The sequence below is a fragment of the Streptomyces sp. NBC_01808 genome, assembly GCF_035917395.1.
In the GTDB taxonomy this organism is placed as follows: Bacteria; Actinomycetota; Actinomycetes; order Streptomycetales; family Streptomycetaceae; genus Streptomyces.
The window spans coordinates 7723899-7745513 of sequence record NZ_CP109072.1 but is presented as its reverse complement, the minus strand read 5'-3'; the positions used below and the strand labels follow the sequence as shown (position 1 = coordinate 7745513).

Annotated in this window: 17 protein-coding genes; 13 read left to right on the top strand and 4 right to left on the bottom strand. The window is 73.8% G+C overall.

The window, feature by feature from the left end:
- Window positions 1-37: 37 nt before the first annotated feature.
- The 9 genes from OG946_RS33970 to OG946_RS33930 all read left to right on the top strand — a co-directional run bounded on the left by OG946_RS33970 (window position 38) and on the right by OG946_RS33930 (window position 11417).
- Window positions 38-1261 (top strand): NAD(P)/FAD-dependent oxidoreductase, encoded by a 1224-nt coding sequence (locus OG946_RS33970; protein ID WP_326799774.1) that lies wholly within the window; start codon window positions 38-40, stop codon window positions 1259-1261.
- Between the two features lie 184 nt (window positions 1262-1445).
- Window positions 1446-3167, top strand: a complete 1722-nt coding sequence (locus tag OG946_RS33965; protein ID WP_442814659.1) for an ABC transporter ATP-binding protein — start codon at window positions 1446-1448, stop codon at window positions 3165-3167.
- Entirely contained in the window at window positions 3167-4426 is a 1260-nt protein-coding gene (locus OG946_RS33960; RefSeq protein ID WP_442814564.1) for a DUF4032 domain-containing protein, read from the top strand. The genes OG946_RS33965 and OG946_RS33960 overlap by 1 nt, the downstream gene beginning before the upstream one ends.
- A gap of 168 nt (window positions 4427-4594) precedes the next feature.
- Window positions 4595-5836, top strand: a complete 1242-nt coding sequence (locus OG946_RS33955) for a histidine kinase (protein WP_326800450.1) — start codon at window positions 4595-4597, stop codon at window positions 5834-5836.
- 47 nt (window positions 5837-5883) lie between these two features.
- Window positions 5884-6669 (top strand): LytR/AlgR family response regulator transcription factor, encoded by a 786-nt coding sequence (locus OG946_RS33950; protein WP_326799771.1) that lies wholly within the window; start codon window positions 5884-5886, stop codon window positions 6667-6669.
- A gap of 130 nt (window positions 6670-6799) precedes the next feature.
- A complete protein-coding gene (locus OG946_RS33945) occupies window positions 6800-7303 on the top strand; it encodes a hypothetical protein (protein ID WP_326799770.1) in 504 nt (167 codons plus the stop codon).
- A 25-nt stretch (window positions 7304-7328) separates the two neighbouring features.
- Complete coding sequence (locus tag OG946_RS33940) at window positions 7329-9122, top strand: sodium/solute symporter (RefSeq protein WP_326799769.1); 1794 nt, start codon at window positions 7329-7331, stop codon at window positions 9120-9122.
- Window positions 9123-9405: 283 nt separating this feature from the next.
- Complete coding sequence (locus OG946_RS33935) at window positions 9406-9780, top strand: DUF485 domain-containing protein (protein WP_326799768.1); 375 nt, start codon at window positions 9406-9408, stop codon at window positions 9778-9780.
- Window positions 9777-11417 (top strand): solute symporter family protein, encoded by a 1641-nt coding sequence (locus OG946_RS33930; RefSeq protein ID WP_326799767.1) that lies wholly within the window; start codon window positions 9777-9779, stop codon window positions 11415-11417. The genes OG946_RS33935 and OG946_RS33930 overlap by 4 nt, the downstream gene beginning before the upstream one ends.
- 215 nt (window positions 11418-11632) lie before the next feature.
- On the opposite strand, the gene OG946_RS33925 is transcribed toward OG946_RS33930, so the two are convergent.
- A complete protein-coding gene (locus OG946_RS33925) occupies window positions 11633-12544 on the bottom strand; it encodes a LysR family transcriptional regulator (protein ID WP_326799766.1) in 912 nt (303 codons plus the stop codon).
- A 161-nt stretch (window positions 12545-12705) separates the two neighbouring features.
- A complete protein-coding gene (locus OG946_RS33920; RefSeq protein ID WP_326799765.1) occupies window positions 12706-12855 on the bottom strand; it encodes a hypothetical protein in 150 nt (49 codons plus the stop codon).
- An 86-nt stretch (window positions 12856-12941) separates the two neighbouring features.
- Between OG946_RS33920 and OG946_RS33915 the strand changes: the two genes are divergently transcribed.
- Both OG946_RS33915 and OG946_RS33910 read left to right on the top strand, forming a co-directional pair.
- Window positions 12942-13817 carry a class I SAM-dependent methyltransferase gene (locus OG946_RS33915; protein WP_326799764.1) on the top strand — a complete coding sequence of 292 codons (876 nt, stop codon included), beginning with the start codon at window positions 12942-12944 and terminating at the stop codon, window positions 13815-13817.
- Window positions 13818-13908: 91 nt separating this feature from the next.
- Window positions 13909-15429: a sulfatase family protein gene (locus OG946_RS33910; protein WP_326799763.1), complete on the top strand. Its 1521-nt coding sequence runs from the start codon at window positions 13909-13911 to the stop codon at window positions 15427-15429.
- 32 nt (window positions 15430-15461) lie between these two features.
- Here the strand turns inward: OG946_RS33910 and OG946_RS33905 are convergent, their stop codons facing one another.
- Both OG946_RS33905 and OG946_RS33900 read right to left on the bottom strand, forming a co-directional pair.
- Entirely contained in the window at window positions 15462-17699 is a 2238-nt protein-coding gene (locus OG946_RS33905; RefSeq protein WP_326800449.1) for an excinuclease ABC subunit UvrA, read from the bottom strand.
- 98 nt (window positions 17700-17797) lie between these two features.
- Window positions 17798-18229: an STAS domain-containing protein gene (locus OG946_RS33900; protein ID WP_326799762.1), complete on the bottom strand. Its 432-nt coding sequence runs from the start codon at window positions 18227-18229 to the stop codon at window positions 17798-17800.
- A gap of 325 nt (window positions 18230-18554) precedes the next feature.
- Here OG946_RS33900 and OG946_RS33895 point away from each other — a divergent pair, with 325 nt between their 5' ends.
- Window positions 18555-20639 carry a family 20 glycosylhydrolase gene (locus OG946_RS33895; protein WP_326799761.1) on the top strand — a complete coding sequence of 695 codons (2085 nt, stop codon included), beginning with the start codon at window positions 18555-18557 and terminating at the stop codon, window positions 20637-20639.
- Window positions 20640-20790: 151 nt separating this feature from the next.
- On the top strand, window positions 20791-21507 hold the full coding sequence (locus OG946_RS33890) for a hypothetical protein (protein ID WP_326799760.1): 717 nt from the start codon (window positions 20791-20793) through the stop codon (window positions 21505-21507).
- Window positions 21508-21615 lie beyond the last annotated feature (108 nt).

The window sequence follows — 21615 nt, the reverse complement described above, 5'->3', positions numbered from 1 at the left end:
GTTGCCGTCCGCGCGGGGCCCGTGGTCCGATCGCCGGATGACTCGCCGCATCGTGATCGTCGGGGCCGGCATCGTCGGCTCGTCGCTGGCCCGGGAGCTGGCGGGGCGGGACGGCTGTCAGGTCACCGTCCTCGACCGCTCCCCCGCGGGCCGGCTGTACGGGTCCACGGGCCACGCGCCCGGCTACGTCGGCGTGCTCGGCGAGGCCCCCGTCCTCACCGAGCTGGCCCGCGCCACGGTGCGGATCTACCGGGGGCTCACGGACGACTACGACGCGACCGGCGGTGCCCGTGCGCGGGGCGGCGCCGGCTTCGAGGAGACCGGCTGCCTGGAGGTCGCCACCACGCCCGCGGCGCACGAGACGCTACGCGGGCGCTCCGCCGCGGCGGAGACCGCGGGACTGACCGCCCGGTTGGTGGGGCCCGAGGAGGCCGCGGCGCTGGCGCCGCGGCTCGTCGACCCGGCCACGGCCGTCGCCGGGCTGCACTTCCCCGGCGACGGCACCGCCCGCGCCGGGCTGCTGACCGCGGTGCAGCGGCGCCGGGCGGAGGCGCGGGGCGCGGAGTTCGCCGACGGCGCGGAGGCGACGGGCCTGGAGATACGCGCCGGGCGGGTGCACGGCGTGTGGCTCGCCGACGGCACGCTCGTGCCGGCCGACGACACGGTGCTCGCCTCCGGGATCTGGGGCCCGCTGCTCGCCGCCCGGGCGGGCGTGGCCCTGCCGCTGACGCCGGTATCCCACCCGTACGTCTACGGCGGACCGCGCCCGGCGCGGCATCCGCGCGGGCCGTTCGTACGCTGGCCCGAGCACCACGCCTACGCCCGCGACCACGGCGACCGGGACGGGATCGGCACGTACGACCACGACCTGCGGCCGGTGGCGCCCGCGGACCTCGGGGTGCGCGCAGAGGAGCCCTGGCCGGGCGAGCCGTTCGACGGGCCCGTGGCCGCCGCGCTCGCGCTGCTGCCGCCCGCGCACCGCTTCACGCCCGCCGTCCGTCTCAACGGGGTCTTCTCCGTCACCCCGGACAACCTGCCGCTGCTCGGCCCGTTCACGGGGCTGCCCGGGCTGTGGTCGGCGACGGCGATCTGGGTCACGCACGCCGCGGGCGCGGCTGCCGCGCTCGCGGAGGCGATGGACGGCGGCGAGCCGGGCGCGGGGCTCGCGGCTCTGGCGCCTGACCGCTTCGCGGGCGAGCCGGCCGGGGAGCTGCGCCGCCGGGCGCTGCGCCACTACCGGGACATCTACGCCGGGGGGTGAGGCGCCGAAGGACCGGCAGGAGCGCGGAGTCGGGCCCGCCGCACCCCGGGCCCGGGGCCGCTCCCGGGGCCCTGTGGATAACTTCCGGCGCTGTCGGGCCGGCGCCGTAGGATCCCCGTGAGATCGCCGGAGGTGCGAATTGGCCGTGGACGAAACCCCCGAGGCAGGCACGCCGCCGTGGCGGATGCTGCTCGCGTACGCGCGGCCGCACCGCTGGGCGCTGTTCGCCGGAGCGCTGCTGTCACTGGCGACGGGCGCCACCGGCCTCGCGCTGCCGCTGGTGGCGCGGTCGCTGATCGACGACCTGTCGCACGACCGGTCGATCGCCGGTGCGCTGATCGTGATGTCGGTGCTGGTTGTCGCCAACGCCGGGGTGGGGGCGCTGGGTTCGTACGTGCTGCGGCGCACCGCCGAGTCGGTGGTGCTGACGGCGCGGCGCCGGCTCAGCTCGTATCTGCTGCGGCTGCGGATAGCGGCGGTGGACCGCACGGAGCCCGGGGACCTGATGGCCCGGGTGACGTCCGACTCCACGCTGCTTCGCGAGGTCACCACCGACACCCTCGTCGGGCTCGGCACCGGCGGTCTGACCGCCGTGGCGACGCTGGTGCTGATGGGCGTCGTCGATCCCGTGCTGCTCGCGGTGACCGCCGGCGTGATCTTCGCGGCCGGCACCGTCATCGGCGTCATCGTGCCGCGCATCAACCGGGCGGCCAAGCGGGCCGCGGAGTCCGTGGGTCTGATGGGTGCGGCGCTGGAGCGGGTGCTCGGCGCGCTGCGCACGATCAAGGCATCGGGCGCCGAGCACCGCGAGGAGCGGGCGGTGCACGAGGCGGCGGAGGAGTCCTGGCGGCAGAGCGTGCGGGCCGCCAAGTGGTCGGCGCTGGCGGGGAACACGGCCGGCCTGTCGATGCAGGTCGCGTTCATCACCGTGCTGGCAGTGGGCGGCGCCCGGGTGGCGACCGGGGCGATCGACGTCGGCACGCTGGTCGCCTTCCTGCTCTACGTCTTCTATCTGATGTCGCCGATCCAGCAGGTGGTGGGCGCGGTCGCGCAATACCAGACAGGAGCTGCCGCGCTGGAGCGCATCCGCGAGGCGCAGCTCCTGCCGGCCGAGCCCGCCGCGGAGCCCGCGCCGCTGCCGGAGCCCGGCGCCGAGCCGGCGGCGCTGGCCTTCGAGGACGTCCGCTTCCGGTACGCGGACGACCTGCCCTATGTGCACCACGGCGTCAGCTTCGCGATACCGCCGCGCGGCATGACGGCGTTCGTCGGCCCGTCGGGAGCGGGCAAGACCACCGTCTTCTCGCTCATCGAGCGGTTCTACGAGCCGACCGCCGGGCGGATACTCCTCGACGGCGACGACGTGACCCGCTGGGAGATACCCGCGCTGCGCGCCGCGATCGGATACGTGGAGCAGGACGCCCCCGTGCTCTCCGGCTCGCTCGGGGACAACCTGCTGCTGGGCAACGCCGCGGCCGGTGAGGACGACGTACGGGAGGTGCTGAAGACCACCCGGCTCGAGGAGCTGGTGGCGCGGCTGCCGCAGGGCCTGGACACCCTCGTCGGCCACCGGGGCACCAAGCTGTCCGGCGGCGAGCGCCAGCGCGTCGCGATCGCCCGCGCGCTGCTGCGCCGGCCCCGGCTGCTGCTGCTCGACGAGGCCACGTCGCAGTTGGACGCGGTCAACGGGGCGGCGCTGCGCGACACCGTCGCGGAGGTGTCGCGGGACACCACGGTGCTCGTCGTCGCCCACCGGCTGTCGACCGTCACCAGTGCCGACCGGATCGTGGTGATGGACGCCGGCGAGGTGCGGGCCGTGGGCACGCACGCCGAGCTGGTCGCCGGCGACCCGCTCTACGCGGAGCTGGCCACCACCCAGTTCCTCGCCGCCGCGGCCGGCACCGCATGATGGAAGACGAACGACCGAGGAGGACCGCCGTGCGCCCCGAGCTGCAGATCAGCGCCACCAACCCGGAGCATCCCGCCGCGCTGCTCGACCTGCCCTGGGAGCTGCCGCTCGACGCCTGGCCGGATGACTGCCTGGTCGACCTGCCGCGTGGCATCTCGCGGCACGTGGTGCGCTTCGCCGAGGCCGGCGAGGAGGTCGTGGCGATCAAGGAGGTGCCGGAGCGCGCCGCCCGCCGGGAGTACGAGCTGCTGCGAGACCTCGACCGGCTCGGCATCCCCGCCGTGGACGCGCTCGCGGTCGTCACCGGCCGCACCGGCGCCGACGGCGAGCCGCTGGAGCCGGCGCTGGTCACCCGGCATCTGGTGGGCTCGCGCCCGTACCGGGCGATGTTCGAGACGACGCTGCGCCCGGGCACCGTGAACCGGCTGATGGACGCGCTGGCCGTGCTCCTCGTCCGGCTGCACCTGGCGGGCTTCGCCTGGGGCGACTGCTCGCTCTCCAACACCCTCTTCCGCCGGGACGCCGGGGCGTACGCCGCGTATCTGGTGGACGCCGAGACCGGGCAGATCCAGCCGCGGCTGAGCAACGGCCAGCGGGAGTACGACATCGAGCTGGCCCGCATGAACATCTCGGGCGAGCTGATGGACCTGGAGGCCTCCGGGGCGCTGCACCCGTCGATCGACCCGATCCCGTTCGGCGCGGCCATCGCGGAGCGGTACGGAGACCTGTGGCACGAGCTGACCCGGCAGTCGGTCTACCCGGCCGACAAGCGGCACTACATCGAGCGCCGCATACGCCGCCTGCACGACCTCGGCTTCGACGTCGCCGAGATGCAGATCACGCACTCGCCGGGCGGCGACACCGTCTCGTTCGTGCCGAAGGTCGTCGACGCCGGCCACCACCAGCGCCAGTTGCTGCGGCTGACCGGCATGGACACCGAGGAGAACCAGGCCCGCCGGCTGCTGAACGACCTGGAGAGCTGGATGGCGACCCAGGACGACTACGCGCCCGGCGACCCGCTCGGCGCCCGGCCCGAGGTGCTGGCGCACCGCTGGGTGCGGGAGGTCTTCCGGCCCACCGTGGGCGCGGTGCCGCTGGCGCTGCGCGGCCAGCTCGACCCGGCGCAGGTCTACCACGAGGTGCTGGAGCACCGCTGGCTGCTCGCCGAGCAGAAGCAGCAGGACGTGGGGCTGGAGGCCGCGGTCGCCGACTACGTCGAGAACGTCCTGCCGGGCTCCGTGGCCGGCACCTCCGGCTGAGGGCACACACCCCGGCCGCCGGCGCCGCCGGCCGACGGCGCGGCCCGCGCCCGGCCGGCGGCCCACACCCCGTCCCGCGGCCCGCTGACGGCACCGCCGGGCCCCCGGCCTGATGACGCCCGCTGCCGCCGACCGCCCCCGGCGCGGTAGCGTCCGTCCATGCCCGGGATGTCGGCCGCCACCGCCGCGCTGCTGCTCGGAGCCGTCGTGGTGCTCTGCGCCGCCGCGGTGCTCATCGGCGTGCGCGTCGCACGGAACCAGCAGTACGGCACGGCGCAGGAGCGCGCCGCGTACGAGACGCTGCACACCGCCTCCCTCGCCGGCCCTCCGCTGCGCGCCGGCCTCACCGCGGACACCGCCCGCCGCGCCGCCCCGCACCTGCGCGACCTCCTCGGCGCGCCCGCGCTCGCGCTCGCCGACGGCAAGGGCGAGCTGCTGGCCTGGGACGGCCCCGAGGGCAAGCCGGGCCACGACCACTCCGAAGCCGTCCCCGGCGCCGCGGCCCAGGTGACGGACAGCGGCCGGACGCAGGTCATCGGCCCCCGCGAGGTGGCCTGCGCCTGGCCGGACTGCCCGCTGCGGCACGCCGTGGCGGTGCCGCTGGCGGTCGCCGGCCGCGTCGACGGCGTGCTCGCCGTCTTCACCTCGCAGGCGTCCGCGGGCCTGGTGCGCGCCGCCTCCGAGGTGGCCCGCTGGGTCTCGGCGCAACTGGAGCTGGCCGAGCTGGACAGCTCCCGGGCCGCCGCCAGCGAGGCGGAGCTGCGGGCGCTGCGCGCGCAGATCTCCCCGCACTTCATCTACAACTCCCTGTCCACCGTCGCCTCCTTCGTGCGCACCGACCCGGAGCGCGCCCGCGAGCTGATCGTGGAGTTCGCCGAGTTCACCCGCTACTCCTTCCGCCGCCACGGCGACTTCACGTCCCTCTCCGAGGAACTGCGCTGCATCGACCGCTACCTGCTGCTGGAGCGCGCCCGCTTCGGCGGCCGGCTGGAGGTCTCGCTGCGGGTTGCCCCGGAGGTGCTGAGCGTCGTGGTGCCGTTCCTGTGCCTGCAGCCGCTGGTGGAGAACGCCGTACGGCACGGGCTGGAGAAGAAGCCGGGCCCGGGCCGGCTCACGATCACCGCGGCCGACGGCGGCAGCGAGGCGCTGATAAGCGTCGAGGACGACGGCGCCGGCATGGCGGCGGAGACGCTGGCCCGCACCCTGGCCGGGGATCTGGCGGAGCTGGCGGGGGACGCGCCGCGGGCGCCGGGCATCGGGCTGCGGAACGTCGACGAGCGGCTGCGGCAGGTCTACGGGGACGCCTACGGGCTCGTCATCGAGACCGCTCCGGGCGCCGGGACCAAGGTGCACGTCCGGGTGCCGAAGTTCCATCCGGACGCGGTGCAGAGCGGCCCCGGCGGGATGTGAGCGATAGACGGGTTTCGCTGCCGCCGCGCCCCGCATAGGGTTCCCGCATGCTGCACACTCTCGCCGTCGACGACGAGGAGCCCGCCCTGGCGGAGCTGGCGTACCTGCTGCGCCGCGACCCGCGGGTGGCCGAGGTGCAGACGGCCGGCGACGCGCAGCAGGCGCTGCTGGCCCTCGACCGGGCGCTGGCCTCGGGCCGTTCCGTGGACGCCGTGTTCCTGGACATCGGCATGCCGGGCCTGGACGGGCTGGCGCTGGCCCGGCTGATATCCCGGTTCGCGCAGCCGCCGCGGGTGGTGTTCGTCACCGCGCACGAGGACCACGCGGTGGAGGCGTTCGCGCTGCACGCCGCGGACTACGTGCTCAAGCCCGTGGCGCCGGAGCGGCTCGCGGAGGCGGTGCGCAGGTGCGCCGAGTCGGCCGCGGAGCCGGCGCCGGAGGAGCAGCCCGAGCCGGTCGGTGCGGCGCCGGCGGAGCGCGCGGCGGTGCCGGACGAGGTCATCAGCGTGGAACTCGCCGGTGTCACCCGGTTCGTGCAGCGCAGCGAGGTGCTCTACGCCGAGGCGCAGGGCGACTACGCGCGGCTGCACACCGGCGGCGGCAGCCACCTCGTCCGCATCCCGCTCGCGACGCTGGAGGAGCGGTGGGGGGCGGCCGGGTTCGTGCGCATCCACCGCAGCCACCTCGTCGCCCTGCACCACGTGCGCGAGCTGCGCATGGAGGCGGGGCGTACGTACGTGGTCCTCGGCGGGCACATGCTGCCGGTCAGCCGGCGGCACACCCGCCAGGTCCGCGAGATGCTGGTCCGACATCCGCCCACGGCGGCGGTGTGACATGGCGGGCGATCGGGGGATCTCCGCGGCGAAGAGCGGCACGCGGAAGAGCGGTACGCCCGGCGGACGCATAGCGAAGGCGAGTTCCCAGAAGAGCAGGACGCAGAAGAGCGGGACCAGGAAGAGCGGCGTGCAGCAGAACGGCATGGAGCAGAACGCCGACGCCGACGCCACCCGGCAGACCGGAACGCCCGACTCCCCCGTGCCCCACAGCCGCACCCCGCAGAGCACCGCCCCGCCCGAACCCCCCGAGCCGCCGCCCCGCGTGACCGTCGCCCACCCCCGCACCCTCGCCGCCCGCAGCTCCCAGCCGCTGCCCGGCAGCCGCGCCCTCGTCGCCGACGACCTGGGCCGGCAGACGCCGCTGGGCGACGTCTACCTCCGCTCCCTCATGCGCACCCAACTGCGCCTCGCCGCCTTTGTCGTCGGCGCCCTCGGCGTCGTGCTCGGCGTGCTGCCGGTGCTGCTGGCGACGGTGCCCAGCGTGCGCGACAGCACGCTGGCCGGCGTGCCCGTGCCGTGGCTGGTGATCGGCGTCGCGGTGCACCCGGTGATCCTCGCGCTGGCGTGGGTGTACCAGCGCCAGGCGCGCAAGAACGAGGCCGAGTTCGCGGACCTGGTCGAGCGGTCGTGACCGCAGTCGTGACAGGGCACAGCACGTGAACACCCTCCAGCCCGCCGTCGCCGTGGCCGTCGTCTGCCTCGCCACCGCCCTGTTCGGCGTGTACGGGCTGCGCCCCGGCCGCGCCACCTCCGACTTCTACGTCGCCTCCCGCGCCGTGACGCCGCTGCAGAACGCCTCCGCGATCGGCGGCGAGTACCTGTCGGCCGCGTCCTTCCTCGGCATCGCGGGGCTGGTGCTCGCGTACGGCGCCGACATGCTCTGGTACGGCGTCGGCTACACCGCCGGCTACCTGGTCCTCCTCGCCTTCGTCGCCGCGCCGATGCGCCGCTCCGGCGCGTACACCGTCCCGGACTTCGCCGAGGCCCGGCTGCAGTCGAAGCGCGTGCGGCAGCTCGCCTCGGTGCTCGTCGTCCTCATCGGCTGGCTCTATCTGCTGCCCCAGCTCCAGGGCGCGGGGCTCACCCTGCGCACGGTCACCGGCGCCCCGCTGTGGGTCGGCCCGGTGGCCGTCGCGGCGGTGGTGATGACGACCGTCGCGTCCGGCGGCATGCGCAGCGTCACCGCGGTGCAGGCGTTCCAGTACTGGCTGAAGCTGACGGCGCTCGCGGTGCCGGTGATCTTCCTGCTGCTGGCCTGGCGCGCGGACGGCGCGCCGTGGCCGGACGCCGACGCGCCGCCGCGGTTCCGGGACGCGACGACGGTGACCGTGCACCAGGCGGTCGACGTGCGGGTCGAGGATCCGGTACGGGTCACGGTGCACGGCCGGCTCGACGGCGAGCGGCTGGACGGGGAGCGGGTGCGTATCGGCCCCGGCGTGCACGCGATCGGCGAGGAGACCCGGGTCCGGTTCCCCGCGGGCGCCGACGTACCGCACCCGGTGGACGAGGAGCCCGTCGACGGCCTCAACTGGACGCGCCCGCTGTCCGGTACGGAACACCCCGGCTACGGCACGTACTCGCTGCTCATCGCCACCCTGCTCGGCACCATGGGCCTGCCGCACGTCATCGTCCGCTTCTACACCAACCCCGACGGTCCCGCCGCCCGCCGCACCACCTGGACCGTGCTGTGGCTGCTGGCCGCCTTCTACCTGCTGCCGCCGCTCTACGGCGCCCTCGGCCGCCTCTACACCCCCGAACTCCTCATGACCGGCCGCACGGACGCCACGCTGCTCCTCCTCCCCGACCGGCTGCTCGGCGGCGGGCCGGCCGCGGCGGTCCTCGGCACGCTGCTGACCGCGGGCGCGTTCGCGGCGTTCCTGTCCACCGCCTCCGGCCTGACGATGTCGGTGGCGGGCGTGCTGGGGCAGGAGTTGGAGCGCAGACGGGCCCGGCGGGCGACGGCGCCGCCGGGCAAGGCGGCCGACGCCCGCGCGGAGGTGCGGGCGACCGTGCTGCGGCTGCGGCTCGCCGGGGTGGCCGCGGCGGCGGTGCCGTGCGTGGCGTCGCTGGTGGTCGTGGAGCGGCCGGTCGCGGACGTGGTGGGGCTGGCGTTCGCGGTCGCGGCCTCGTCGTTCTGCCCGCTGCTGCTGCTCGGGATCTGGTGGCGCGGGCTGACCCCGCAGGGCGCCGCCGCCGGGCTGCTCGCCGGCGGCGGGGCGGCGCTGGCGACGGTGGCGGCGACGATGTTCGGCGTGCAACTCGGCGGCTGGCCGGGAGCGTTGCTGGCGCGTCCGGCGGCCTGGACGGTGCCGCTGGCGTTCGCGGTGATGGTGGGGGTCTCGTGGCTGACGAGGCGCAGTGTGCCCAGCGGTACGGCGCACGCGCTGCTGCGGCTGCATGCCCCCGAGTCGCTGGACCTGCCCCGCCGCCCGGGACGTACCGCGGGCTGACCGAAGGCGTACGGGCGGTCACCCACCGCGTACGAGCGCCCGGCCCACCACGTACGAGCACCCGGCGCACCGCGTACGACCGTCGCCGGCGCAGCGCCCACCGCCCGCCGTTCGGCCCGAACCACCGCCCGGCCGACCGCTCGTCGTGCCGTCGCTACCGCTCGGCGCATCCGCGCCGCCGTTCACGGCACCACCGCCGCGCGGCGGCTCGCGCGGCGGACCGCGCGCTTCTACGGTGACCGCGCCCGGCCCGTCCGGACACCCCCGTCCCCACAAGGCGCCCATGGAGGCCGCGATGAGCAGCACACCCCCGACCGGCAGATCGCCGGACGTGTACGAGGAAGTACAGCAGAGCGAGGAGTTCGGGGAGCTGCGACGCGCGCACCGTTCGTTCGCGTTTCCGCTGACCATCGGATTCATCGCCTGGTACCTGCTGTACGTGCTGCTGTCGAACTACGCGGGCGGCTTCATGGGCACCGAGGTCGCCGGCAACATCAACGTGGCGTTCGTGCTGGGCATCGCGCAGTTCGTCACCACGTTCGCCATCGCATGGTGGTACGCGCGGCACGCCGCCGCGAAGCTCGACCCCAGGTCCGAGCAGCTCAAGGCTGAGGTCGAGGCCCGGGTGGCCGGCAGTGGCACGGAGGTCGGGAAATGACGGGCGCCACCACGAACGCGCTGCAGATGGTCGCCCAGTCGGATCCGGGTGAGCACCGCACGCTGATCGTCACGCTGTTCTCGGTCTTCGTGGCGCTCACCCTGGCGGTGACGGTGTGGGCGGGACGCAAGACGAAGGACGCCACCGACTACTACGCGGGCGGCCGTTCCTTCACGGGCTTCCAGAACGGGCTGGCGATCTCCGGGGACTACATGTCCGCGGCCTCCTTCCTGGGCATCGCCGGCGCCATCGCGCTGGCGGGTTACGACGGGTTCCTGTACTCCATCGGCTTCCTGGTCGCCTGGCTGGTGGCACTGCTGCTGGTCGCGGAACCGCTGCGCAACTCGGGCCGGTTCACCATGGGCGACGTGCTCGCCTACCGGATGCGCCAGCGTCCCGTACGCACCGCGGCCGGGGTGTCGACCATCGTGGTGTCGATCTTCTACCTGCTGGCGCAGATGGTCGGCGCGGGCGCCCTGGTCGCCCTGCTGCTGGGGATCACCGGGGACGCGGGCAAGAACTTCATCGTGGTCCTCGTCGGCCTGGTGATGATCCTGTACGTCACCATCGGCGGCATGAAGGGCACCACCTGGGTGCAGATCATCAAGGCCGTGCTGCTGATCCTGGGCACCCTGCTGATCACGATCCTGGTGCTGGCGAAGTTCGACTTCAACATCTCCCAACTGCTGGGCGCCGCCGCGGACAACTCCGGCAAGGGCGCGGCGTTCCTGGAGCCGGGGCTGAAGTACGGGGTGACGACCACCTCGAAGATCGACTTCATCTCGCTGGGCATCGCGCTGGTGCTGGGCACCGCCGGTCTGCCGCACATCCTGATCCGCTTCTACACGGTGCCGACCGCGCAGACCGCGCGTAAGTCCGTGCTCTGGGCGATCGGCATCATCGGCGGCTTCTACCTGATGACCATCGCGCTGGGCTTCGGCGCCGCCGCGCTGATCAAACAGGAAACGATCGTCGAGTCCAACCCGGCGGGCAATACCGCGGCACCACTACTGGCGGAAGAAGTCGGCGGCGGAGCGGGATCCACCGGAGGCGCGATCCTGCTGGCGATGATCTCCGCGGTCGCGTTCGCCACGATCCTCGCGGTCGTCGCAGGACTCACGCTGGCGTCGTCGTCGTCGTTCGCGCACGACCTGTACGCCAACGTCATCCGCAAGGGCAAGGCCACCGAGAAGGAGGAGATCGCGGCGGCGCGGATCGCCGCCGTCGGTATCGGCGCGGTCGCCATCCTGCTGGGCGTCTTCGCGGGCAATCTGAACGTCGCGGGACTGGTGGCCCTGGCCTTCGCCGTGGCGGCGTCGGCGAACCTGCCGACGATCCTCTACAGCCTGTTCTGGAAGCGGTTCACCACCCAGGGCGCGCTGTGGTCCATCTACGGCGGCCTGTTCACCTCGGTGTTCCTGGTGCTGTTCTCCCCGGTGGTCTCCGGCAAGGAGACCAGCATGTGGCCGGGCGTGGACTTCCAGTGGTTCCCGCTGGAGAACCCGGGCCTGATCTCCATCCCGGCCGGCTTCATCCTCGGCTGGCTCGGCTCGATCCTGTCCAAGGACGAGGACGCCACCGGCAAGAAGTACGCCGAACTCGAGGTCCGTTCCCTCACCGGCGCCGGCGCCCACTAGGCACCGCCGCCCGGCCGGCGCGGGTCGCAAGCGCGACCCGCCCGGCCATGCCGGTTCCCCGCCGGCATCCGAACGGCGGCCGGCCGGCGGTGCCCGAGCGCCTGCCGTCCGGTCGTCACCCACCCCCCTCCCCGGGGGGGGCGGGGCACCCTCCTCCGCCCCGCCCCCTCCCCCCACTCCCGCGGGCCCTTCGGCTACCCGACCGTCCCCCTTCGCTACCCGACCGTCTCCTTCGCCCGCACCTGCAGCGCGTCGAGCGCGGCGCGCACCGCAGGGCTGCCGGTCGCGCCGCGCCGGGTGACGGTGAGGAACGTACGCGACGGGACGGGCGCCCCGGTGATCCGCAGCCGCCGGATCGACGGCACGCCGGAGAACTGCGCGAGCCGGGGCACGAGGGCGACGCCGAGCCCGTGGGAGACCATCACCGCGGTCACGGTCCAGTCGCACGCCTCGTGGGTCACGTTGGGCCCGAAGCCCGCCGCGCTGCACGCCGCGAGCACGTGCTGCCGCGACCAGACGCCCGGGGGGCCGATGATCCACCGCTCCCCCGCGGCCTCGGCGAGCTCGATCGCCGTACGGTCGGCCAGCGGGTGGTCCTCCGGCACGACCAGGTCGAAGGGGTCCTCGATGAGCGTGTGCTGCTCGAAGCGCTGGTCACCGCGGGCCGGCGCCTCGGCGGACGCCTCCACGACGGCGAGATCCGTCTCGCAGTCGAAGAGCAGGTCGTAGCAGTCCGCGGGCTCCGCCTCGCGCAGCCGTACGTCGAGCCGCGGATGCGCCGCGCGCAGCGCGCCTGCCACCGGCGCCAGCAGCCGGCACATCGCGCTCGGAAACCCCGACATGCGCAGTTCGCCGGCCGGCTCCTCGCCGAGCGCGTGCAGTTCGGCCGCCGCCCGCTCCCACTGCGCCTCGATGACGTCGGCGTGCGCGAGCAGCCCGCGCGCCGCGGGTGTGAGCCGCACCCGGCGGCCCTGCGGCTCCAGCAGACTGACGTCCAGCTCCCGGGCGAGCTGCCGGATCTGCTGGGAGGCGGCGGAGGGCGTGAGGTGGAGTGACTCGGCGGCGGCGGTCACGGTGCCGTAGTACGCGACCGCGCGGAGCACGCGCAGCCGGCGCAGGTCAATCATGTAGGCCCTCCTTCACGATGCGCTCCATAAATCCAACCTAGACCTGAACGAATGAAACTTCCATGCTGAAGAGGCAAGGAACGCGGGCCCGGCCGACGGGCCGCGCCGGACGAGAACCGCCGGAGCGTACGGCGGGGAGGGGACAACACGTTGTTCGAGGGTCACTGCCCCCACTGCGGCTGGGCGGACAGCACGCCGTTCCACACGGTCTCGCAGCACCGTACGGGCGGGGGGATGACGATCTGGACCCGGTGCCAGTGCGGCTCCCTGCAGATGCGGACGGTGGACGCGGCCGGCGGCCGCATCGTCACGCGCGGGCGCCCGGCCCCGGACGCGGCGGGCGGCCCGTACCCCGGAACGGCGCGGCAGCAGCCCGCGGCGCGGGTAGAAAGGTGCCATGACGGCTGACGAACCGGCGCCCGCGGTCGCCGAGATGCTCCGCGCCAACGAGGCCAACTGGGACGCCCGCGCCCCCGTGCACGCGCGCAGCGACTTCTACGGCCTCGACGGCTCCCGGGCGCCGGCCGACTGGTTCGCCCCCTTCGAGTGGGACGACCTCGGCGACCTGCACGGCCGGGACGTGCTCCACCTGATGTGCCATCTCGGCACCGACACGCTTGCCTTCGCCGAGCGGGGCGCGGCCCGCACCGTCGGCCTCGACTTCTCCGCCGCGTCCGTCGCCGGGGCGCAGCGGATCGCGGCGGCGGCGGGCCGGGAGGTGGAGTTCGTACGGGCCGACGTGCACCGGGCGCCCGAGGCGCTGGCGGGCCGGCGCTTCGACGTCGTCTACACCGGCAAGGGCGCGCTGTGCTACCTGCCGGACCTCGCGGCGTGGGCCGACGTCGTACGGGCCCTGCTGCGGCCCGGCGGCGTGCTGTACCTGGCCGAGTTCCACCCGCTGCTCAACTCACTCGGCCCCGCGGGCGACCCCGGCGAGGTGCCGGAGCTGCTGCTGCGCCACGACTACCTCGCCGGCCGCGGCCCCGTACGCAAGGACTCCCCGCACACGTACACTGACGGCCCGCCGCTCACCGGATCCTTCACCAGCTACGAGTGGCGCCACGGCCTCGGCGACGTGGTCACGGCGCTGGCCGGCGCCGGGCTCGCCGTCGACCTGCTGCGCGAGACGGACCTGCTGCCGTGGCCGCGGTTCGCTGCGATGGAGCGGGACCCGGCGAGCGGCTGGTGGCGGCTGCCGGCGACCCGGCCCGCGGTCCCGCTGCTCTTCGCGCTCCGCGCCGCCCCCGCGCCCGGGCCCGTGCGAGGGGCTTGATCCGGGGACCCGTTCCGGGTGACGCTCCCCTGACCACCGCACGAGCCCCGCGTAGGCCACCCGCTCCCGCCCCCGTCAGGAAGCGCACCGCATGACGCAGCCCGCCCGCCGTCCCCACATCCTGCTCCTCACCAGCGACCAGCAGCACTGGAACACCCTCGGCCGCGGCAACCCGGAGATCCGCACCCCGCACCTCGACCGGCTCGCCGCCCAGGGCACCGCCTTCGAGCGCGCGTACTGCCCCAACCCGACGTGCACCCCGACCCGCGCCTCGATGATCACCGGCAAGTACCCCAGCCAGCACGGCGCGTGGACGCTCGGCACCAAGCTGCCCGAGGACCAGCCGACGCTCGGGCAGCACCTGAGCGCCGCGGGGTACGCCACCTCGCTGGTCGGCAAGGCACACTTCCAGCCGCTCGCGAGCACGGCGGAGCACCCCTCGATCGAGTCGTACCCGCTGCTGCAGGACCTCGACTTCTGGCGGGACTTCCACGGCCCGTACTACGGCTTCGACCACGTGGAGCTGGCCCGCAACCACACCGCGGAGGCGCACGCGGGCCAGCACTACGCGCTCTGGCTTGAGGAGCAGGGCTGCGCGGACTGGCGGCGGTACTTCCGGCCGCCGACCGGCACCCTGGACCCCGGCGTGCGGCACACCTGGCCGATCCCCGAGGAACTGCACTACAACGCCTGGATCGCCGAGCGCACCGGCGCGCTGCTCGACGGATACGCGGAGCGGGACGAACCGTTCTTCTGCTGGGCCAGCTTCTTCGACCCGCACCCGCCGTACCTCGTGCCCGAGCCCTGGGACCGGATGTACGACCCGGACGCGCTGACCGTGCCGGAGGCCGTCGCGGGCGAACACGACGGCAACCCGCCGCACTTCGGCCTCACCCAGCAGGACCGGCCGGACTTCTCGCCGTGGCAGGAGTCGGGGCAGTACGTCCACGGCTTCCACTCCCACCGGCTGCCGGCCGCGGAGCGGCGCCGGCTGGTGGCGACGTACTACGGGATGGTCAGCATGCTCGACGCGTACGTCGGCCGGATCCTGGACCGGCTCGACGCGCTGGGGCTGGCCGAGGACACGATCGTGGTGTTCACCACCGACCACGGGCACTTCTTCGGCCAGCACGGGCTGCAGGCCAAGGGCGCGTTCCACTACGAGGACCTGCTGCGGGTGCCGTTCCTCGCCCGGCTGCCCGGCCGGGTGCCCGCCGGGCGCGCCTCCTCCGCGCTGGTGTCGACCGTCGACCTGGCGCCGACGTTCCTGGAGCTGGCCGGGCTGCCGGTGCCGCGGGAGATGACCGGCGTCAGCCAGGCGGAGGTCCTCACCGGCGGCGCGCCGAGCGCGCGGGACCACGTCATCTGCGAGTTCCGGCACGAGCCGACGGCGGTCAGCCTGCGCACGTACGTCGACGACCGCTACAAGCTGACGGTCTATCAGGGGCGCACGTACGGCGAGTTGTTCGACCTGCGCGCCGATCCGGGCGAGACGCGCAACCTGTGGGACGACCCGGGGAGCGCCGGGCTCAAGTCCGAGCTGCTGCTCAGGTACATCTGGGCGGAGCTGGGCAAGGAGCCGATGTGGATGCCGCGGGTGGCGGCGGCCTAGGGTACGGGCCCCGGGCGCTCCCCGGGGCCGGGTCAGTCCCGGTCGACGTACTCGCGCAGATGCTGCGCCGTGAGCGTGTCCGCCTCCGCGACCAGGGCGGCCGGGGTGCCGGTGAACACCACCCGGCCGCCGTCGTGGCCGCCGCCGGGACCGAGGTCGATCAGCCAGTCGGCGTGCGCCATGACCGCCTGGTGGTGCTCGATGACCACCACCGAGTTGCCGTCGTCGACCAGCCGGTCGAGCAGCGCCAGCAGCTTGTCGACGTCGGCCATGTGCAGCCCGGTGGTCGGCTCGTCGAGGATGTACGTCGCCGCCTTCTCGGCCATGTGGATGGCCAGCTTCAGCCGCTGCCGCTCGCCGCCGGAGAGGGTGTTGAGCGGCTGGCCGAGGCGCAGGTAGCCCAGGCCCACGTCGGCGAGCCGGCCGAGGATGGCGTGCGCCCGGCCGGCGGGGAAGAAGCCGTGCGCCTCGGCGACCGACATCTCCAGCACCTCGCTGATGTTCTTGCCGCGCAGCGTGTACGTCAGCACCTCGGGCGTGTAGCGCTTGCCCTCGCACTCCTCGCACACGGACGCGACACCGGCCATCATCGCCAGGTCGGTGTAGATCAGCCCGATGCCCTTGCACTTGGGGCAGGCGCCCGCGGAGTTGGCCGAGAAGAGCGCGGCCTTGACGCCGTTGGCCTTCGCGAAGGCGGTACGCATCGGGCCGAGCAGCCCGGTGTACGTCGCGGGGTTGGACCGCCGCGAGCCGCGGATCGGCGACTGGTCGGCGACTACGACGCCGTCCCGTCCGGCGAGGTAGCCGTGCACGAGCGAGGACTTGCCGGAGCCGGCGACGCCGGTGACCACGGTGAGCACCCCGAGCGGCACCTCGACGCTGACGTCGCGGAGGTTGTGCAGGTCGGCGCCCTCGACGGCGATGTGCCCGCGCGGCTGTCTGGGCCGCTCCCGCAGCCGTACCCGGTGCTCCAGATACCGGCCGGTCAGCGTTCCTGAGGCGCGCAGCCCCGGCACGTCGCCGCTGAAGGTGACGTGCCCGCCGTCGCTGCCCGCGCCGGGGCCGAGGTCCACGACGTGGTCGGCGATGGCGACGACCTCCGGCTTGTGCTCCACGACGAGCACGGTGTTGCCCTTGTCGCGCAGTTGCAGCAGCAGGTCGTTCATGCGCCGGATGTCGTGCGGGTGCAGCCCGACGGTGGGCTCGTCGAAGACGTACGTGACGTCGGTGAGGCTGGAGCCGAGGTGGCGGACCATCTTCACGCGCTGCGCCTCGCCGCCGGAGAGGGTGGCGGAGGGGCGGTCGAGGCTGAGGTAGCCGAGGCCGATCTCGACCAGCGAGTCCAGCACCCCGCGCAGGTTGTCCAGCAGCGGCCCCACCGACTCGTCCTCGATCGCGCGGACGAACTTGGCGAGGTCGGTGATCTGCAGGGCGGCGCACTCGGCGATGTTCCGGCCCTGGATCTTCGAGGAGAGCGCGGCGGCGGAGAGCCGGGTGCCGCCGCAGTCGGGGCACTCGGCGAAGACGACGGCGCGGTCGACGAAGGCGCGGACGTGGCTCTGCAGCGCGTCGCGCTCCTTCACCAGCCACATCCGCGTGATCTTGGGTATCAGCCCCTCGTACGTGATGTTGTGGTTGCCGACCCTGACCTTCACGGTCTCCTTGCGCAGGAGGTCGTGCCACTCCTGGTCGGTGAAGTCCGCGAGCTTCTTGTCCGGGTCGTAGAAGCCGGAGGAGACCAGGACCTCCCAGTACCAGTTGCCGACGGCGAAGTTCGGGATGGTGACGGCGCCCTCGTTGAGCGAGAGCCGGCGGTCCACGAGCTGGTCGACGTCGATCTGCGAGACCTCGCCCAGCCCCTCGCAGCGCGGGCACATGCCCTCGGGGATGTTGAAGCTGAACGCGCCGGAGGTGCCCACGTGCGGCTCGCCGAGCCGGCTGAACAGGATGCGCAGCATCGCGTACGCGTCGGTGGCCGTGCCCACCGTGGAGCGGGAGTTGGCGCCCATCCGCTCCTGGTCGATGACGATGGCGGCGGAGAGGTTGTGCAGCCCGTCGGCGTCGGGCCGGGGCAGGTTCGGCATGAAGGACTGGACGAAGGCGCTGTACGTCTCGTTGATCAGCCGCTGCGACTCCGCGGCGATGGTGCCGAAGACGAGCGAGGACTTGCCGGAGCCGGAGACGCCGGTGAAGACCGAGAGCCGCCGCTTGGGGATGTCGAGCGAGATGCCGGCCAGGTTGTTCGCCCGGGCGCCGCGCACCTTGATCACGTCGTGGGTGTCGGCGAGGCTCGCCGCGCCGGCCGCGGGCGGCGGGCCCGGCGGGTCGTTCTCTGCTGCTTGCGCTGAACACATGAGCGCGATTCTAATCAAACTTGACTAGCGACCGCTTCCGGGTTTTCTCCGGGCAGGGCGTCGGCCAGCGTCGGCACCGGACCGAGCGCGTCGAGCAGGCCGCAGCACCGCAGGATCCGGTGCGCGATGCCGCCCTCGGGGCAGACCAGCCGCAGCTCGCCGCCGCGGTCGTCGGTGCGCTTGCGGGCGCGTACCAGCAGCCGCAGTCCCGAGCAGTCGAGGAACTCCGTCCCGCACAGGTCGATGACCACGCGCGGCGCGGGCGCGCCGGTGATCACGTCGAGGTACGGCTCGAGATCGAGCTGGGCGGCGAGGTCGATCTCGCCGGTCAGCTCGAGCACCGTGAATCCGTGCAGCCGGTAGCTCCGCGCGAAGCGCGACTCCACCCGGTCGGCGTGGTCGCCGCCGGTACGCCACGAAGCTCCGGTCACGTCGTCTGTGTACACCACGTGCTCCCCCCACGGGGCCCGTTCTGCCCAGCCTGGGGCAGGCAGCCGAGGTCATAGTCACCGGGGTCCTGGGTGGACCGCCAACCGTAGTGCGGCATGTCGGGACAGGGGCAAGGTTGGCGCAAACGAGCCGGTCAATTTTCCTTCGACCGGGCGATTAATCCACAAACAGCTTGACCGATCCTCACACGATATGGCAATGGGCGATACCGCATCGGGTGCGCCGGCGCGTAAGTCCACGCCGCGCCGCGCTTCCGTCCATGGCCGCGGTCGCCGACGGGCTGGTACGCCTGGGCAGTTGCCGTCGTCCGAGGGAGCCGCCATGCCGCAGGAGACCCCAGCGCCAGCACCGCGCAGCCCGTCCGTACGCACGACGCCGCACCCCGGGCCGTACGCCCGCCGCCGGAACCGGCGCCCCCGCAGCCGCGCGCCGTGGCTCGCCGCGGCCGCCGGGATGCTGCTGTCCCTCGCCCCCGGCGTGCCCGCCAGCCAGGCCGCCGAGCCCAACCCGGCGCCCGTCACGGTCCCTTCGGTCCGCTCGTGGGAGGGCGGCACGGGCACGTGGGAGCTGACCCGGGACAGCCGGATCGTGCTGGACCGCGGCGACGCCGGGCGACTGGCGCCCACCGCGGCGATACTCGCCCGCGAACTGGACCTCCAGGAGGGGCTGCGCCCGCGGATCGCCACCGGCCTCCCCGGCCGCGGCGACATCGGCCTGGCCCTCGGCGGCGGCGCCCCCTCCCCCGAGGGCTACGAGCTGGACCTCGCCGACTCCGCCCGGATCACCGCCCCGGACCGCCGCGGCGTGCTCTACGGCACCCGCACCCTGCTCCAGGCCCTGCGCACCAGTGCCACGGAGCACCAGGTCGCCCGCGGGACCGTGCGCGACCACCCCACCCACGGCGAGCGCGGCACGATGCTCGACGCGGGCCGCCGGTACTACTCCGTGGACTACCTCAAGCAGCAGATCCGCCAGCTCGCCTGGTACAAGCTCAACACCTTCCACCTGCACCTGACGGACTGGAACGGCTACCGCATCGAGAGCGACAAGTACCCGGAGATCGTCGCGGAACAGCACTACACCAAGCGCCAGTTGCGCGACCTGGAGGACTACGCGGCGCGCTACGGGGTGACGCTCGTTCCGGAGATCGACCTGCCCGGGCACGCCGTCTCCATCGGCGACGCCCGCCCCGACCTGGCGTTCTCCTGCGAGTCGATGTCCCGGCCGAGCAACGGCTGGGAGGGCTCGGACCGCGGCCACTGGACCCTGGACTACACCAAGCCGGAGACGCGGCGCTTCGCCCGCGAACTGGTCGCCGAGGTCGCGGACGTCTTCGACAGCCCCTACCTCCACATCGGCACCGACGAGATCCCGCTGCGCCCGGCACAGGAGGCGTGCCCCGAACTCGTCGCGTACCAGAAGAAGCAGGGCTACCCCTACCCCGGCGACGTGCTGGTGGAGTTCATCGACGACCTGGCCGGGGCCGTCCGCGCCGAGGGCAAGACGGCGCAGGTCTGGCAGTGGTGGGACTTCCAGCAGCCCACGAGCATCGACCCGGACAAGCGCACGGGGGTCACCGAATGGCTCTCGCCCCCCGGCGGCCGGGCCGCCGAGGGCTACCCGACCGTGGGGATGGAGGAGAGCAAGCTGTACATGAGCGCCGGATTCGGCGCCACGCCCGGCGACTACGCCTTCTTCGACGTGCGCGACGTGTACCGCGACTACCCGTTCGAGTCCGCGCCCAACATCCTCGGCTACCGGATGGCCCGCTGGTCCGACCGCACCTACGACTACTCCGTCGGCTGGGTCGACTACTTCGCCCGCCGTCCGCTCGCCGTCGTCGCCGACCGCACCTGGGCCACCCCGGCCGGCTCCCCCGTGCAGCCGTTCCTCGACGCCTACGACCGCGTCGGCGACGCGCTGCCGGTCACGGCGTCCGACCCGGCGGACCCCGGGTCGCAGATCGGCGCCAACCCCGGTCTGTACGGTCAGGAGGGCTGGACGGCGACGGCCACCAGCGAGGAGAGCACCGGCGAGCCGGGCGGCGCGGCGCGCGCCGTCGACAACGACCCGTACACCCACTGGCACAGCGACTACGGCGCCGCGCTGCCGCAGCAGTTGTCCGTCGACACGGGGGCCCAGCGGCGTCTCGCCGGGGTGCGCTACATGCCGCGGCAGGACGGTGGCATCAACGGCCGGGTCAAGGACTACGAGGTGCTGGTCTCCACCGACGGCGAGCGCTGGCGGACGGTGGCGGCGGGCAGCTTTTCCGAGGACCGCACGGAGTTCACCGTGCCGTTCCGGGAGGTGGAGGCAAGGCACATCGCACTGAAGGTGCTCAGTGAGCACGGTGCGTCGGACACGTTCGCCTCGGTGGCCGAACTGGACGCCGTACGCGCCCGGTGAGCCCCGCAGGGCGCGCCGGTGTGAATGTCGAGCGACACCGGGGCGCACCCCCGGTGACGTACCGACATAACTGAAATACCCGGACAACCCTCACCCCCGGCGGGCGGTCTGACCCCGTGTCAGACCGCACCGCTGGAAGCGGTATTCACGAATGAGGACTCGGGTACGCACCGCCCTGGCGATCGCCGCGGCGCTCGCCGCCGGCGCCGCGCTCGCCGCCCCCGCGACGGCCGCGGGCCGGGCGCACGAACCCCGCTGGGGGATATCGCTCGCCGGCAGCCTGCCGGACGGGGCCTGGCTGCACTCGGTGACGTCCGCGGGCGGCAGCGCCTGGGCCGTCGGCGGCTTCGCCCACGTCGGCCGGGAGAGCCGCCCCGTGGTGATGCGCTGGCGGAACGGCGGCTGGACCGAGGCCGAGGCCCCCGGCGACCCGGACCTGCGGCTGACCGACGTCCACGTGGAGTCCGACCGCAGCGTCTGGGCGACCGGCCGGGTCCCCGCGGCCGACGGCGTGGGGTTCGCCGAGCCCAGGGTCCTGCACTGGAACGGCCGCGGGTGGCGGGACGTCACCGGCCCGGTGAGCGGGCTCTTCGCCGAGGCCCTCACCGGCGACGGCCGCGGCGGCGTCTGGGTGTCGGGAGACCCGTACGGGTGGGAGGGCCCGCCGGTGCTCTGGCACTACGACGGCCGCCGCTGGACCCGCCACGAGGGCGCCACGGTGGCGGCGGGCGAGACGCAGGCGTACGAGGTCACCGCCCTGGCCCCGGGCGGGCGGCACGGCGGTCCGTGGGCCGTGGGCAGCTACGCGCGGGTCGAGGGCACGACGGCGTACCAGTCCGAGCTGATCGAGCGGTTCGGCCGCCGCTGAGGCGTTAATTCGGTTGCCCTGCCCGGCCGGCCGCTGCTCCACTGGCCGGGCACGGCAGACCCATGCCCCAGGACCGAGAGGAAACGCGCATGCGCGCAGCGTTCATGT

Excerpts from the sequence above, each read along its gene's own strand:
- OG946_RS33955 (WP_326800450.1), top strand. The coding sequence starts at position 4,595 with ATGTCGGCCGCCACCGCCGCGCTGCTGCTCGGAGCCGTCGTGGTGCTC.
- OG946_RS33950 (WP_326799771.1), top strand. The coding sequence starts at position 5,884 with ATGCTGCACACTCTCGCCGTCGACGACGAGGAGCCCGCCCTGGCGGAG.
- OG946_RS33895 (WP_326799761.1), top strand. The coding sequence starts at position 18,555 with ATGCCGCAGGAGACCCCAGCGCCAGCACCGCGCAGCCCGTCCGTACGC.
- OG946_RS33965 (WP_442814659.1), top strand. The coding sequence starts at position 1,446 with ATGCTGCTCGCGTACGCGCGGCCGCACCGCTGGGCGCTGTTCGCCGGA.
- OG946_RS33925 (WP_326799766.1), bottom strand. The coding sequence starts at position 12,544 with ATGATTGACCTGCGCCGGCTGCGCGTGCTCCGCGCGGTCGCGTACTAC.
- OG946_RS33915 (WP_326799764.1), top strand. The coding sequence starts at position 12,942 with ATGACGGCTGACGAACCGGCGCCCGCGGTCGCCGAGATGCTCCGCGCC.
- OG946_RS33970 (WP_326799774.1), top strand. The coding sequence starts at position 38 with ATGACTCGCCGCATCGTGATCGTCGGGGCCGGCATCGTCGGCTCGTCG.
- OG946_RS33890 (WP_326799760.1), top strand. The coding sequence starts at position 20,791 with ATGAGGACTCGGGTACGCACCGCCCTGGCGATCGCCGCGGCGCTCGCC.
- OG946_RS33960 (WP_442814564.1), top strand. The coding sequence starts at position 3,167 with ATGGAAGACGAACGACCGAGGAGGACCGCCGTGCGCCCCGAGCTGCAG.
- OG946_RS33910 (WP_326799763.1), top strand. The coding sequence starts at position 13,909 with ATGACGCAGCCCGCCCGCCGTCCCCACATCCTGCTCCTCACCAGCGAC.
- OG946_RS33930 (WP_326799767.1), top strand. The coding sequence starts at position 9,777 with ATGACGGGCGCCACCACGAACGCGCTGCAGATGGTCGCCCAGTCGGAT.
- OG946_RS33935 (WP_326799768.1), top strand. The coding sequence starts at position 9,406 with ATGGAGGCCGCGATGAGCAGCACACCCCCGACCGGCAGATCGCCGGAC.